Source organism: Fictibacillus sp. WQ 8-8, assembly GCF_024494405.1.
In the GTDB taxonomy this organism is placed as follows: Bacteria; Bacillota; Bacilli; order Bacillales; family Fictibacillaceae; genus Fictibacillus_C; species Fictibacillus_C marinisediminis.
The window spans coordinates 258,380-271,126 of sequence record NZ_JAMXKG010000006.1 but is presented as its reverse complement, the minus strand read 5'-3'; the positions used below and the strand labels follow the sequence as shown (position 1 = coordinate 271,126).

Here is a 12,747-nt window from a genome sequence, read left to right as displayed (position 1 = left end):
GGAGGGTTTTACATGTTTCACAGTATAGAAGAGGCCGTACAGGATTTAGTTATGGGAAAACCAGTAATTGTGGTAGATGATGAGGATAGAGAGAATGAAGGTGACTTTGTTGCCATTGCAGAAAAAGTCACACCCGAAACCGTAAACTTTATGGCCAAGTATGGAAGAGGGCTGATCTGTGCGCCTATCGATGAGCAGCTTGCTGCTAAGCTTGAGCTCTCTCCAATGGTCAGCCATAACACAGACCCTCATGGAACAGCCTTTACGATCAGTATTGATCATAAAAGTACCACAACCGGCATTTCTGCACTTGAGCGGGCAGTTACCATTCAAAAGATGGTGGAGGAAGAGTCGAAGGGAGCTGATTTTAAACGCCCGGGACATATCTTTCCCCTGATCGCAAAAAAAGGCGGCGTCCTTCAGCGTGCGGGCCATACGGAAGCTGCTGTAGACCTGGCGATTCTGGCTGGTTGCAAACCGGCGGGGATGATCTGCGAGATCATGAATGAGGATGGAAGCATGGCAAGGGTGCCTGAACTGCAGGAAATCGCCCGAGAACATGACTTGAAGTTCATCACCATCAAGGATTTAATCCAATATAGAAACCAGAAGGAAAAGCTGGTGGCTAAAGAAGTTGAGATTAAGCTTCCGACGGAATACGGAGAGTTTACGGCAATCGGTTTTACCAACCTAATCGATGATAAAGAACATGTGGCCCTCGTTAAGGGTACCATTGACCCAGATCAGCCAGTGCTTGTGAGGGTTCACTCGGAATGTTTAACAGGGGATGTATTTGGTTCCCGCCGCTGTGACTGCGGACCTCAGCTTCACGCAGCGCTCCGCCAGATCCAGGAAGCTGATACAGGTGTGCTTTTGTACATGAGGCAGGAGGGCAGAGGGATTGGACTTCTTAATAAAATGAAGGCCTACAAGCTCCAGGAAGAGGGCTACGATACGGTAGAAGCCAATGAAAAGCTTGGATTCGCACCAGATCTCAGAAATTATGGTATCGGAGCACAAATCTTGAAAGAGCTCGGTATAAAGAAGATGCGCCTGCTGACGAATAATCCGCGAAAGATTACAGGATTAAAAGGCTATGACCTTGAAGTGGTGGAGCGCATAGCGATTCAAACGCCGTCAAATAAGGATAACGAAAATTATTTAAAAACAAAACAAACAAAACTAGGGCACTTGCTGCAGTTTTAATCAGAGGAGGAATTTTAATAATGGCAACGATTTATGAAGGGAATTTAGTTGGATCAGGATTAAAGGTTGGAATTGTAGTAGGTCGGTTTAATGAATTTATTACTGGAAAACTGTTAAGCGGGGCGCAGGATGCTTTAAAACGCCACGGTGTAGAAGAAGAGAACGTCGACATCGCTTGGGTGCCTGGAGCTTTTGAAATTCCATTGATCGCCAAGAAAATGGCAGACGCGGGCAAATATGATGCCGTTATCACCCTTGGAACAGTCATCCGTGGCTCTACACCTCATTTTGACTATGTCTGCAACGAAGCGGCAAAAGGCGTTTCCGCTGCTTCTCTTCAGTCTGGTGTACCTGTCATTTTTGGTGTCCTGACAACAGATTCCATTGAGCAGGCGATAGAGCGTGCTGGTACAAAAGCCGGAAACAAAGGATGGGAAGCAGCTGCTGCAGCCATCGAAATGGCTAATTTGAACCGACAATTTAATTTTTAATGATTAACCAGGGAAAAATCCGCACACCGCGGATTTTTTTCTTTTTTGGGAAGATGGGAGTAAAGAAAATACAGTGTTTTTCATATTGACATTATAGTTAGAATAGTGTTAATATTAGCGAAGTCGAAAACAATACCAAATTTTTGAAGGGATGGTTGGTCATGAAAAAGTCAGTGAAAATCTATGATGTTCGTCATATCGCTGTTTCTCAATTTCATAGTGCGGCCGGCCACCCAGAGATGAAAGAACACTAGTCATTCTTTTTCGTTTATTCACAGGCACCGGTCACATTTTCCTTTGTGAGGTGTCTTCTGTTTTTCTAAGCATATCGCCACAGGGGCGGTATGCTTTTTTCTTTTGTCTAGCTCCAGCATCCAGGGCTGAAAACTTATTTCTTGTTTTCGGCATAATGATGAAATCCATAACATTATTTCATCCCTAGTCCTCGGAGGACGAAAATTACAGCGCTTTTCAAGTTGGTTTCACAAATTTTTTCACATAAAGGAGCAATGCACTATGTATGTATTTTCTATGGTCAGGTTGAATTCTGAAGCCCATCTCGAATCGGGGTAGCACGTTTGTTTGCAGTAACATGAAGGGGAAAGGGGAGAATTTATGTTTTCGGTACTGAGCAAATTAGGCTGGTTTTTTAAAAAGCTTTGGAAACGATATACGATTGCTGTTCTGTTATTAATTGTTGTCGGCATCTTGGAAGTCATTCCGCCGAAGATCGTCGGCAATGCGATTGATGCGATCAATCTCGGCAAGCTGACAAAAGAGTCGCTTGTACAAACGATCTTATTTTATTTAGGTTTGTTAACAGTAACCTATATTTTAACGTATTTCATGATGTATCAGTTGTTTGGAGGGGCGTTTGTTGTTGAGCGGATTCTTCGTTCGAAATTCATGCGACACCTGTTGAAAATGACACCGGCATTTTACGAAAAGAACCGGACAGGAGATTTGATGGCAAGAGCTACCAATGACTTGAAGGCGATCTCCGTTACTGCCGGTTTCGGGATATTAACACTTGTTGATTCCAGTGTATTTATGCTGGTTATCCTTTTTACGATGGGGATTTTCATCAGCTGGAATTTGACGCTGGCTGCTGTATTGCCGCTTCCTTTGATGGCCATTGCCATGAACAGGTATGGAAAGAAAGTTCATGAGCGGTTCATGAAAGCACAGGATGCCTTCGGGGACATGAATGACCAGGTGCTTGAAAGCATTTCAGGAGTAAGGGTTATTCGCGCCTACGTGAAAGAGCGGGAAGACATCGAGCGGTTCAATGACCTTACCGACGATGTGTACGGTAAAAATATCGCCGTTGCTAAAATCGATGCGCTGTTTGAACCGACTATTAAAGTACTCGTCGGCATCAGCTACTTGATCGGTCTTGGGTACGGGGCGTATCTGGTGTTTCATAACAGTATCACATTAGGGCAGTTGGTTTCTTTTAACGTTTACCTTGGTATGCTCATTTGGCCCATGTTCGCTGTTGGAGAATTGATCAACATCATGCAGCGGGGAAATGCTTCACTCGACAGGGTGAACGAGACTCTCGCTTATGAACCGGACGTTAAAAATGAAGATGACCTCATCCCTCTCAAAGAACCTGGAGAGATTGCATTTCATGATGTGACCTTCCGCTATCCTTCTTCTGAGGTAGATAATCTTGTGTCCGTGAATGCAAGGGTGAAAAAAGGACAGACGCTTGGGATTGTAGGCCGCACAGGAAGCGGAAAAACGACGTTCCTGAAACAGCTGCTCAGAGAGTATCCTTTAGGTGAAGGAGAAATCCAAATTTCCGGCATTGATCTTCATCACTTGGCCATTGAAGATATCCAGGGATGGATCGGCTATGTACCTCAGGATGCCACTCTATTTTCTAAAACAATAAGAGAGAACATCTTATTTGGAAAAAGCAGCGGAACAGAAGAAGAGCTTCAGCACGTCCTTCGGATGGCCTCCTTTGACCGTGACGTGAAATATTTGCCGGAAGGGTTGAATACGCTTGTCGGAGAAAAAGGAGTAGCGTTATCGGGCGGACAGAAACAGCGTGTTTCTATCGCCAGGGCGTTATTTATTGATCCGGAAATCCTCATGCTTGATGATGCGCTATCGGCTGTTGATGCTAAGACGGAAGCAGCAATCATCGCAAACATCAGAAGAGAACGGGCAGGAAAGACCACTTTTATTACGACCCACAGGTTATCAGCAGTAGAACATGCTGATTGGATCATCGTAATGGATGAAGGAAGGATTATCGAAGAAGGTACACACGCACAGCTCATCTCCTCCGGAGGCTGGTATGGTGAGCAGTACGAACGGCAAAAAGTCGAAGAAACCTTCGATGAAAAGGCGGTGTAAGATTTGAACGTAGGGAAGAGATTATTTCGTTACGCACTGATTTATAAAAAAAGTTTTATTATAGGTCTGCTATTGCTGGCTTTGGCCGTATCAGCAGAGTTAACCGGTCCGTTCATCGCCAAGCGCATGATTGATGTTCACATTCTAGGCATTGAAAACCCTTGGTTTGAAACGACTGCTCAAGATAAAGACACGGTTTCTTATAAGGGGAGCCGATATCAGCGCGAAGATCGTTTTCAGTCCGGTGAACCAAAAGGAAAACAGGCCAGGATTACACAGATTGGGAGAAAGTATTACTTCATTAATCAGCCCGCAAAATTAGAAGGGGAAAAGAGTTACAAAAACAAGGAAATCATGGTCACTTCTAAAGGTGTAACCACTAAATATCCGGCAGTACAGCTGAAGAACAGTGAGCTTTTTAAATTTTATAAGCCCGAGATCAGAGGGCTGTTTAAGCTGACGGGCATTTATTTTGTTCTTTTGTTGTTTGCTGGATTGTTTCAGTACGGACAGAGGTATATGCTGCAGAGCTCCTCCAATCTGGTCATCAAGAAGCTGCGGCAAGATGTATTTTCACAGATCCAGAGAGTGCCGATTACGTATTTTGATAATCAGCCGGCAGGAAAAATAGTATCACGGGTGACGAATGATACAGAAGCAATTAAAGAGCTGTTCGTTAATGTACTTTCTAATTTCTTCACAGGCATTATTTATATGGCGGGAATCTTCACAGCGCTGTTCATTCTGGATATGCGTCTCGCCCTGATCACGATGATTCTCGTGCCGATTCTGGTTATTTGGATTAAACTCTATCGAAAACTGGCTTCTAAGTATAACCATATTATCCGTTCAACACTGAGCGACATCAATGGAATGGTCAACGAATCCATCCAAGGCATGCCAATTATACGGGCGTTTAAACGGCAGAAGGAAACGACAGAAGAGTTTGAAGAGATGAATGAGAAATATTTTTCTTTTCAAAATAGGTTATTGAGTTTAAATGGCCTTACTTCTCACAACCTTGTGAGTGTACTTAGGAATTTAGCGTTTGTTGCCTTGATCTGGTACTTCGGAGGGGCCTCACTTAAGACGGACACCCTGATTTCCGTTGGTGTCCTCTATGCTTTTGTTGATTACTTGAACCGGCTGTTCCAGCCCATCACCGGGATGGTTAACCAGCTCGCCCAGCTTGAGCAGGCGCTCGTATCAGCAGAGCGTGTATTTGTCCTGCTGGATGAGCCGGGTATGGATGTGAAGGTACAGGAAGTTGAGCGTTATAAAGGAAATGTAACATTCAATGGAGTTACATTTGCTTATAAAGAAGGTGAGAATGTATTGAATGATATTACCTTTGAAGCAAGGCAGGGCGAAACGGTAGCTCTTGTCGGCCATACGGGGTCAGGAAAAAGCTCTATTATGAACCTTCTTTTCCGGTTTTATGATATTAAGCAGGGGAGAATCCTTATTGATGGCAAGGATATTATGAAAATGCCAAAGCAGGTGCTCAGGGAGCATATGGGGATTGTTCTGCAGGATCCATTTCTATTTACGGGAACCATCGCTTCGAACATCAGCCTGGATGACCCCGCGATTTCAAGAGAGATGGTAGAAAAGGCCATTAATGATGTAGGAGCGATGCCGTTTGTACAAAACCTTCCAAAAGGATTGGATGAACCCGTCATCGAAAAAGGAAGCACTCTTTCTTCCGGTCAAAGGCAGCTTCTTTCTTTTGCAAGGGCCCTGGCGTTCAATCCAGCAATCTTAATTTTGGATGAGGCAACGGCTAGTATCGATACTGAAACAGAGGCCATCATTCAAGAGGCGCTTGATGTGCTGAAGAGGGGACGAACGACCTTTATCATTGCCCACAGGCTGTCCACCATTAAAAATGCGGACCAGATTCTTGTCCTGGATCGCGGAAGAATTGTTGAAAAAGGCGATCATACTTCATTGATGGAAGCCCGAGGCCGCTATTTTCAAATGTATCAAATTCAACAAGGACAGAAAGCGAGTAAAGCAGTATAACATTAAAAAGGGAGCCAGCCGGCTCCCTTTTTTATTTGGAAAATCTATTGAACTTCCTCTTGTTCCCTTTCAGCACAGTCGGTATCGAGCTTTTCGTCTGTACTATTTTCATGTCCAGAGCCATCGCTTCCCTCGGATGCGGCAGCGGTCCCTGTTACATTTAATATAGCAGCCATTCCTGTAATAACGATTTTCTTTTTCCAATCAGGATGCATGAATACCCTCCTACTTAATGTTAAGAAAAATCAGCTTGTGGAGAATTACCCTTATTAAAACATATTAAACCCTATCCATAACTAACCGATAATAACTAGGTAGATAAATGTAATTCAATGTATGTAAAAACGGGATAATGTATACCCAAAATGCAGATTGGGAGAAGACAAAATGAAAACTAAAATGATTCGGTATTTTAAAAAGGAAGAAATGAAATCAAGCCTTCAGGAACAAGTGCTGCATGAATTGAACCATGTTGTGATGGAACGAAGCCCTGGATCCAGTCTGGAAAAGCAGTTAGCCATGATTTCAATGACCCCGGAAGATCTGGCGGTTCTCCGAGCACTACAGCCTTTTGTTTCACAGCATATTGATCAAGTTGTCACTGGGTTCTACAGCACAATTGCCCACGTACCTCAGCTTTCTGAGATAATACATGGAAGAAAGCAGAAAACAGAGCAACAGCGTTGGAGGAAAGATACTGGATATAGCAAAAATTATTAAAGAGATGGAACATGCCATTGCCCAAATTGCTCAATCTGCAGAAAGCCTTTCAGACAGTACGTATCATCTATAAAAAAAGAGCCCCTTATTGGGCTCTTTTTTATGATTTTATGATGGCATATTGCCCTCTGTTTGTTATAAATGAAATGATGCTGCCATCAATATTGATTCCGTTAATTCCATCAAGGGGAACTTCATATAAAACAGATGGAAGTTCAGTCGACTCTCCATCTTCCGTACTGTAAGCTCTACCGTGCAGGAACATGACATTATCGGATAGATAGTCATCAATGGAATCCCGCTGTTCAAAAGTCGCCTCTTCCAGCTGAATGTTGATCTGATCCAAATCTCCATTTTCTTCTTTTCGGATGGAAATCTGATGTCCAGCCCAGTTATTTATATGGTCTTTTACGTCGATAATTTTTAATTCGCTCATTATGCTCACCTCTTTAACAATGTACCCTGAAACCACCAGAATAAACCCTGTTACCAGGAGAGTACACGTTATAAATCGTATGTGAGAGGGTTAATTTAAAGGCTGAACCCTCTGAATGACGCCTTTGCCCCAAGATGCGACCTTAACGGTTACTTTATATTCACGCTGAGGCCTTTCAAGCTGTTTTCCGGTGTTATCTTTTACATAATAACGTTCAAGCCCATATTCAAGGTGCAGGAATCCTTCCATAGAAGGTGTGGCTTTTCCTTTTAAATATACTTGCTGCCCCTTAACATCAGGACGATCACTAGTTACCTTGGTTACCCTATATGAGCCGTCGTTATCCGGAGACAGGACAGCATAAACAGGGGTTGGATCCACGATGGATTTACCATTCCAAAGTGAGGAAGAGACTTCGTTGATCTCATAGTTCAGCGTTACGTAATCTCCGTAGAAAACATCGGAAGGATCAACAGGCTTTGTTTTTAAAACAATTTCGTTGCCATAGTAATCTGCTGCATAATAACTGGATGCAATTCCCAAAAGGACAAGTACTTGAAGAACGATCAGCCCTATCCACCATTTATTTTTTTTCATGAGAATCACCGCCTTCCTCCAGAACATCCTTTTTCTTTTTCTGCAAAAAGAAATAAAGAGCAAACAGGAGAATTCCGCCAATCAGGAAGAAGAGAGATTTTGGCATAAATGACCACGCCAGATTGATGTATGCGATGAACGTTACAATCAAGAACAGGATAATTCCCCAATTGATCTGGGACCGTTCTTCTTTCTGATATCCTTCCGTCAAAAGAAGTCCGGAGAATAGGAATGCCGTGATCAAATAAATGATGCCTGCTGTGAATTCCCCAATGAGGAATGTGGAATAAAACCAGGGGAAAAATAATAATCCTGTCTTCAAAAATGAGGGGAAAGTGCCCTTTTTCATTTTTACGGATACAACTGCAGCAAACAACAGAACATATATGATGCCAAACCATGACGGATCAGGATAATCCAACGAACTGGCAGTATTGGTTAAGAAGAAATAAAGCAGCAAACTGGTGATAAAGGCAGCACCCGTTGTAAAAAAACGCAACGGTGAAGCGAGATTTTGGTTCAATCCTTCAGCTGCGGCATATAAGCCGATCAAGATTACAATCAGCCAGAGCCAGTTATCCTCAAGTGTTAAGGCATAAAGGACAAGGTGCAAAACGAGACCGGCAGAAAAAAACCAAGTAAGCAGCTTGTCTTTTGAAGCGGAAACGAACCAGCCTAGACCAATCGCGAACAAAATAAGTATCACATAGCTGTAGTTGGAGAATTCGGATAATGCATAAAGCTGGCCTCCGGTCAGGATCGCGAAGGAAATAAAGAACAAAAGCTTCCCGCGAAATAAATAAAGATAAAGCAAAGCTGGAACGGACCAAATGATAAAAGTGCGTGCATCATAGGATACGAAATGAAACGTTTGGCCAAGAAGGATAAGTCCAGCTCCAAAAGCCGCGATTCCGAGGGCTATAAAAGCTCTTCCCAGAACAGGATTTCCTTTTTTTAGCCGAACATGGCCAGCTGTGTAGAACACACTGAGAACAGCAATCAGAAGCACCAGACGGAAGAGAGGTGATATTCCATCCCAGTTGGAAGCGATGAAGGATAAAATCCCAAGGCCGATGAGAATGCTTGCAAAGACGGGAATGAGTCCGATTTCTTGCTTTGAATGCCCGTTTGGATATTTTGAAAGAATCTGTTTGTATTGTTCTTCCGTAATAATTCCATCCTGTACCCACGTCTTCCCTTCTTTAATTAGCCACTTGTCACTCAATGTTCCACCCCGATTCTTTAAATTTGTAAAAATGCAGGTCGAATAAAACGTTGTATTTCTTCACCCCCACTGTAACAGAGCACGTTAATATTTTCACCCTCAACCCAAAGATATGTCACACGTGGAAAGAGGATGCTGTATTTTCAGCGTTTGGGGCCATTCCACATAAATTGGAAAAAAACCGGCGCATAACCTTTTTTAATTGATGCACAATATGTTTCAAGAGGAGGTGATATCAATGGCAAACAACAATAGCTCAAACCAATTAGCAGTACCTGGTGCTCAACAAGCTCTTGATCAAATGAAGTACGAAATCGCTTCTGAGTTTGGTGTTCAATTAGGAGCTGACACAACTGCTCGTGCTAACGGATCTGTAGGTGGAGAAATCACGAAACGTCTTGTAGCAATGGCTCAACAACAAATCAGCGGATCAGCTCGATAACTCTATAATCATGGCTGTAGAAGGGTGGAGTAATCCGCCCTTTTTGATAAGGAAAAGAGGAAGGCAAAATGAGTATGTGCCCGGTTTGCAATCAATTACATAATGTTGCCTTCCGCTGTCCGGAATGCGGTAATTTGAGTGAAGATCTAGGGAAGCTGAGCGATTACTTTGATGATTACAGCCCTTATGTGGATTCCGATGGATTAAAGCTTGAAAATGGTTATCCGGCTGATTTTAAAGAAGGCCAGTGCCCGCATATGTATTATTGCCGGATATGCCGGCATGAAATGATTATGTTTATTTCTGAATGGAACTCAGAGGAACTGCAATAGGCAAAAAAAATCACCGTTCTCTTTAAAAAGAGCGGTGATTTTTATTTTACCAGGCGCAATCGACGTTCCAGGCGTTCGCGACCCCATTCAAGCAGGGTGGATATACCCCAATAGATAAGTGCGGCTTCCAAGAGTACCGGCAGGACGATGAGACTTGATGCACTGCGCTGGTCTGCAATGGAAGTAAGTTCTGGAACGGTAATCACCGAAGCCAGAGAAGAGGATTTAGCAACATCGATCAATGAATTCCAGATCGATGGGATAGCAATCCGCCAAGCTTGCGGAAAAATTACTTCCCTGAACGTTTGGAAGTAGTTCATGCCGAGGGAATAGGCGGCTTCCCATTGTCCGTTTGGAATGGATTGAATGGCTCCGCGGTATGATTCTGCAATATAAGCGCTGAAATGCAGGATCAATCCTACGAGAGCTGCTTGCCATCCTTCAGGGGTAATCGCAAATGTAAAACCATTATATAAGATCAATAATTGAATAAGGAGCGGTGTTCCGCGAAAAAAAGAGATATAAATCTTTGCAAAACTGACAAGCACACTGTTGCTCGACATCCGGCAAAGTGCAATGATCAGGCCGAAAATCAGCGAGCCAATTATGGAACCAAGGCTGAGGATAACGGTGATTTTGGCTCCCTCCAGTAAAAACGGGAGGGAGTCCACCATGTATTGGAGAGAACTACTCACTTACATCTGCTCCAAAGTATTTTTTGGAAAGCTTGGAAAGAGTGCCGTCCTTCTTCATGTCAGCGAGTGCTTTATCCACTTTTTTTGCTAAATCTTTATCATTTTTCTTAAAAGCAAATGCCATTTTATTCTCTGAGAATGGCTCTCCAACCGGTTTCACATTGTATTTTGTATTTTTAAGCTCGGTTAAAATAAAGAGCTCATCATTTAAGGCAGCATCCACACGGTTAACATCTAGATCAGTCAGTACTTGAGCAATGCCTTTGTAATATTTAACTTTTGCTCCCGCTTTTTCAGCTTGAGCTGCATAGTTGCTTCCTTGTGTGGTTCCTACCACTTTTCCTTTAAGGTCTTTAATGCTTTTAATGTCTTTGTTGTTTTTATTAACAATTACTTTCCCGCCAGACACGGTGTAAGGACTGGAGAAAGCAAATTGTTTTTTGCGTTCCGGAGTAATCGTTACCTGATTCGCTACCATGTCAAATCGCTTTCCTAGAGAACTAAACATGTTCTTCCATTCGGTTGGTACAACTTTTGGCTTCATATCAAGGCGTTTTGCCACTTCTTTTGCGACTTCAACATCATAGCCAGTGACTTCATTCGTCTTTTTGTCGCGATAAGAGAATGGAGGGTATGTAGCTTCCGTTCCGATCGTCAACTCTTTTTTCTTTTCCCCATTGTTGCCGCAAGCGGTTAACACACCCGCAAGCATGACAGAAACCATGAGTAATGCCCACAGCTTTTTCATGTAAAAAACCTCCGTTATAAATCCAAATTTGGATTATTTTTTTAGTTTAAACCGATAAAACACATCAGAATTCTTTAGTCATTTTAATCAGTAAACTAAGTTGTTGTCAATGATTAAACATTATTCCCTATTTCAGAACGATTTTCACATGAAATGAAGAAAAAATAAAAAAACCTCTTTCTTAGGAAGAAAAGAGGTTTTGAACTTGAAATTATCTAATGCGCTCTTCAGTGTCGTTATCGAAGAAATGCGCTTTGTTCATGTCAAAGGCAAGATGAATGTTTTGCCCGTTCTGAACATCTGTACGGGAATCAACACGCGCGATGAAATCTTGGCCAGCGATTGTAGAGTATAGGAAAGTTTCAGCTCCCATCAGCTCTGCTACATCAATGCGGGCAGTGATCTTTGTATTTGTAGAAGACTCAAGGAACACAGGCTCATCATGGATGTCTTCTGGACGAATTCCGAGGGTTACTTCTTTATTAAGGTAACCGTTGTCCTTCAGCGTTTTCATTTTGCCTCCAGGAATGGCAACACGGATATCGTTGATGACGAAGAATCCGTCCTCTACTTTTCCTTGGAGGAAGTTCATCGCCGGGCTTCCGATAAATCCGCCGACAAACACATTTTCAGGAGTATCGTATACTTCTTTCGGTGATCCTACTTGCTGGATGTGTCCGTCTTTCATAACAACGATTCGAGTTGCCATCGTCATCGCTTCTGTCTGGTCATGCGTTACATAGATCGTCGTTGTTTGAAGACGTTGATGCAGCTTGGAAATTTCAGCACGCATCTGAACACGCAATTTTGCATCAAGGTTGGATAACGGCTCATCCATCAAGAATACTTGAGCATCACGAACGATGGCACGTCCGAGCGCAACCCTCTGGCGCTGACCGCCTGAAAGAGCTTTCGGTTTACGGTCAAGGTATTGTTCAAGTCCAAGGATGCGCGCAGCATCTTTTACACGGCGATCGATTTCTTCTTTGCTGAATTTGCGAAGCTTCAGCCCGAATGCCATATTGTCATATACGTTCATGTGCGGATAAAGGGCATAGTTCTGGAAAACCATGGCGATATCACGGTCTTTAGGAGCGACATCGTTTACAACACGGTCGCCGATCACAAGATCTCCTTCAGAAATATCTTCAAGTCCTGCAATCATACGAAGAGTAGTGGACTTACCACAGCCGGACGGCCCAACGAATACAATAAATTCTTTATCTTTAATATCAAGGTTAAAGTCATGTACTGCAGTGACTTTATTGTCATAGCGTTTCACAATATTTTGAAGTTTAATTTCTGCCATTGTTACTGCCTCCTTAAGTTCGCAAAAGAAAAGCATTTGCTTGTTGCCTTCATTGTATCGAATGTAAGGGCTTTCGTATATTGGAGGCTTGTCCGAAATGAAAGCGCTATTTTTGTGCATAGTGCACAAATGGTTTTTTAGGCTTTGCCTA

15 protein-coding genes are annotated in these 12,747 nt (G+C 42.9%); 7 read left to right on the top strand and 8 right to left on the bottom strand.

Annotation, left to right across the window (positions count from 1 at the left end; genetic code table 11):
- Positions 1 to 12: 12 nt before the first annotated feature.
- Positions 13 to 1,206: a bifunctional 3,4-dihydroxy-2-butanone-4-phosphate synthase/GTP cyclohydrolase II gene (locus tag M1K46_RS15600; RefSeq protein ID WP_256226695.1), complete on the top strand. Its 1,194-nt coding sequence runs from the start codon at positions 13 to 15 to the stop codon at positions 1,204 to 1,206.
- Between the two features lie 20 nt (positions 1,207 to 1,226).
- The gene (ribH, locus tag M1K46_RS15595) at positions 1,227 to 1,697 is read left to right on the top strand and encodes a 6,7-dimethyl-8-ribityllumazine synthase (RefSeq protein WP_053355583.1); all 471 of its coding nucleotides are present in this window, start codon (positions 1,227 to 1,229) and stop codon (positions 1,695 to 1,697) included.
- A gap of 285 nt (positions 1,698 to 1,982) precedes the next feature.
- On the opposite strand, the gene M1K46_RS15590 is transcribed toward ribH, so the two are convergent.
- On the bottom strand, positions 1,983 to 2,120 hold the full coding sequence (locus tag M1K46_RS15590; RefSeq protein WP_256226694.1) for a hypothetical protein: 138 nt from the start codon (positions 2,118 to 2,120) through the stop codon (positions 1,983 to 1,985).
- A gap of 192 nt (positions 2,121 to 2,312) precedes the next feature.
- Here M1K46_RS15590 and M1K46_RS15585 point away from each other — a divergent pair, with 192 nt between their 5' ends.
- Both M1K46_RS15585 and M1K46_RS15580 read left to right on the top strand, forming a co-directional pair.
- Positions 2,313 to 4,067: an ABC transporter ATP-binding protein gene (locus M1K46_RS15585; RefSeq protein ID WP_256226693.1), complete on the top strand. Its 1,755-nt coding sequence runs from the start codon at positions 2,313 to 2,315 to the stop codon at positions 4,065 to 4,067.
- Between the two features lie 3 nt (positions 4,068 to 4,070).
- Positions 4,071 to 6,092 carry an ABC transporter ATP-binding protein gene (locus tag M1K46_RS15580; RefSeq protein ID WP_256226692.1) on the top strand — a complete coding sequence of 674 codons (2,022 nt, stop codon included), beginning with the start codon at positions 4,071 to 4,073 and terminating at the stop codon, positions 6,090 to 6,092.
- A 44-nt stretch (positions 6,093 to 6,136) separates the two neighbouring features.
- Here M1K46_RS15580 and M1K46_RS15575 read toward each other — a convergent pair whose 3' ends face one another.
- Positions 6,137 to 6,307: a hypothetical protein gene (locus M1K46_RS15575; protein ID WP_256226690.1), complete on the bottom strand. Its 171-nt coding sequence runs from the start codon at positions 6,305 to 6,307 to the stop codon at positions 6,137 to 6,139.
- A 172-nt stretch (positions 6,308 to 6,479) separates the two neighbouring features.
- Here M1K46_RS15575 and M1K46_RS15570 point away from each other — a divergent pair, with 172 nt between their 5' ends.
- Complete coding sequence (locus M1K46_RS15570) at positions 6,480 to 6,812, top strand: protoglobin domain-containing protein (RefSeq protein WP_256226689.1); 333 nt, start codon at positions 6,480 to 6,482, stop codon at positions 6,810 to 6,812.
- Positions 6,813 to 6,912: 100 nt separating this feature from the next.
- On the opposite strand, the gene M1K46_RS15565 is transcribed toward M1K46_RS15570, so the two are convergent.
- From M1K46_RS15565 to M1K46_RS15555, 3 genes are all read right to left on the bottom strand, one after another.
- Positions 6,913 to 7,248, bottom strand: coding sequence for a hypothetical protein (locus M1K46_RS15565; RefSeq protein WP_053355579.1), 336 nt, complete (start codon positions 7,246 to 7,248; stop codon positions 6,913 to 6,915).
- A gap of 90 nt (positions 7,249 to 7,338) precedes the next feature.
- Positions 7,339 to 7,845 (bottom strand): GDYXXLXY domain-containing protein, encoded by a 507-nt coding sequence (locus M1K46_RS15560; protein ID WP_256226685.1) that lies wholly within the window; start codon positions 7,843 to 7,845, stop codon positions 7,339 to 7,341.
- Positions 7,832 to 9,070 (bottom strand): DUF2157 domain-containing protein, encoded by a 1,239-nt coding sequence (locus tag M1K46_RS15555; RefSeq protein WP_256226684.1) that lies wholly within the window; start codon positions 9,068 to 9,070, stop codon positions 7,832 to 7,834. Before M1K46_RS15555 ends, M1K46_RS15560 begins: the two co-directional genes overlap by 14 nt.
- A 238-nt stretch (positions 9,071 to 9,308) precedes the next feature.
- Here M1K46_RS15555 and M1K46_RS15550 point away from each other — a divergent pair, with 238 nt between their 5' ends.
- Positions 9,309 to 9,512 (top strand): alpha/beta-type small acid-soluble spore protein, encoded by a 204-nt coding sequence (locus M1K46_RS15550; RefSeq protein WP_053355577.1) that lies wholly within the window; start codon positions 9,309 to 9,311, stop codon positions 9,510 to 9,512.
- A 68-nt stretch (positions 9,513 to 9,580) separates the two neighbouring features.
- Positions 9,581 to 9,844 carry a hypothetical protein gene (locus tag M1K46_RS15545; RefSeq protein WP_248251608.1) on the top strand — a complete coding sequence of 88 codons (264 nt, stop codon included), beginning with the start codon at positions 9,581 to 9,583 and terminating at the stop codon, positions 9,842 to 9,844.
- A gap of 41 nt (positions 9,845 to 9,885) precedes the next feature.
- Here M1K46_RS15545 and M1K46_RS15540 read toward each other — a convergent pair whose 3' ends face one another.
- The 3 genes from M1K46_RS15540 to M1K46_RS15530 all read right to left on the bottom strand — a co-directional run bounded on the left by M1K46_RS15540 (position 9,886) and on the right by M1K46_RS15530 (position 12,596).
- Complete coding sequence (locus tag M1K46_RS15540; RefSeq protein ID WP_256226680.1) at positions 9,886 to 10,539, bottom strand: amino acid ABC transporter permease; 654 nt, start codon at positions 10,537 to 10,539, stop codon at positions 9,886 to 9,888.
- The gene (locus tag M1K46_RS15535; RefSeq protein WP_248251610.1) at positions 10,532 to 11,287 is read right to left on the bottom strand and encodes a transporter substrate-binding domain-containing protein; all 756 of its coding nucleotides are present in this window, start codon (positions 11,285 to 11,287) and stop codon (positions 10,532 to 10,534) included. The genes M1K46_RS15540 and M1K46_RS15535 overlap by 8 nt, the downstream gene beginning before the upstream one ends.
- A gap of 211 nt (positions 11,288 to 11,498) precedes the next feature.
- On the bottom strand, positions 11,499 to 12,596 hold the full coding sequence (locus M1K46_RS15530) for an ABC transporter ATP-binding protein (RefSeq protein ID WP_256226678.1): 1,098 nt from the start codon (positions 12,594 to 12,596) through the stop codon (positions 11,499 to 11,501).
- Positions 12,597 to 12,747 lie beyond the last annotated feature (151 nt).

What these genes read in the sequence shown, in the direction of transcription:
- M1K46_RS15560 (WP_256226685.1), bottom strand. Translation starts at nt 7,845, where the DNA reads ATGAAAAAAAATAAATGGTGGATAGGGCTGATCGTTCTTCAAGTACTT.
- M1K46_RS15545 (WP_248251608.1), top strand. Translation starts at nt 9,581, where the DNA reads ATGAGTATGTGCCCGGTTTGCAATCAATTACATAATGTTGCCTTCCGC.
- M1K46_RS15565 (WP_053355579.1), bottom strand. Translation starts at nt 7,248, where the DNA reads ATGAGCGAATTAAAAATTATCGACGTAAAAGACCATATAAATAACTGG.
- M1K46_RS15530 (WP_256226678.1), bottom strand. Translation starts at nt 12,596, where the DNA reads ATGGCAGAAATTAAACTTCAAAATATTGTGAAACGCTATGACAATAAA.
- M1K46_RS15570 (WP_256226689.1), top strand. Translation starts at nt 6,480, where the DNA reads ATGAAAACTAAAATGATTCGGTATTTTAAAAAGGAAGAAATGAAATCA.
- M1K46_RS15550 (WP_053355577.1), top strand. Translation starts at nt 9,309, where the DNA reads ATGGCAAACAACAATAGCTCAAACCAATTAGCAGTACCTGGTGCTCAA.
- M1K46_RS15585 (WP_256226693.1), top strand. Translation starts at nt 2,313, where the DNA reads ATGTTTTCGGTACTGAGCAAATTAGGCTGGTTTTTTAAAAAGCTTTGG.
- M1K46_RS15590 (WP_256226694.1), bottom strand. Translation starts at nt 2,120, where the DNA reads ATGGATTTCATCATTATGCCGAAAACAAGAAATAAGTTTTCAGCCCTG.
- M1K46_RS15535 (WP_248251610.1), bottom strand. Translation starts at nt 11,287, where the DNA reads ATGAAAAAGCTGTGGGCATTACTCATGGTTTCTGTCATGCTTGCGGGT.
- ribH (WP_053355583.1), top strand. Translation starts at nt 1,227, where the DNA reads ATGGCAACGATTTATGAAGGGAATTTAGTTGGATCAGGATTAAAGGTT.
- M1K46_RS15575 (WP_256226690.1), bottom strand. Translation starts at nt 6,307, where the DNA reads ATGCATCCTGATTGGAAAAAGAAAATCGTTATTACAGGAATGGCTGCT.
- M1K46_RS15600 (WP_256226695.1), top strand. Translation starts at nt 13, where the DNA reads ATGTTTCACAGTATAGAAGAGGCCGTACAGGATTTAGTTATGGGAAAA.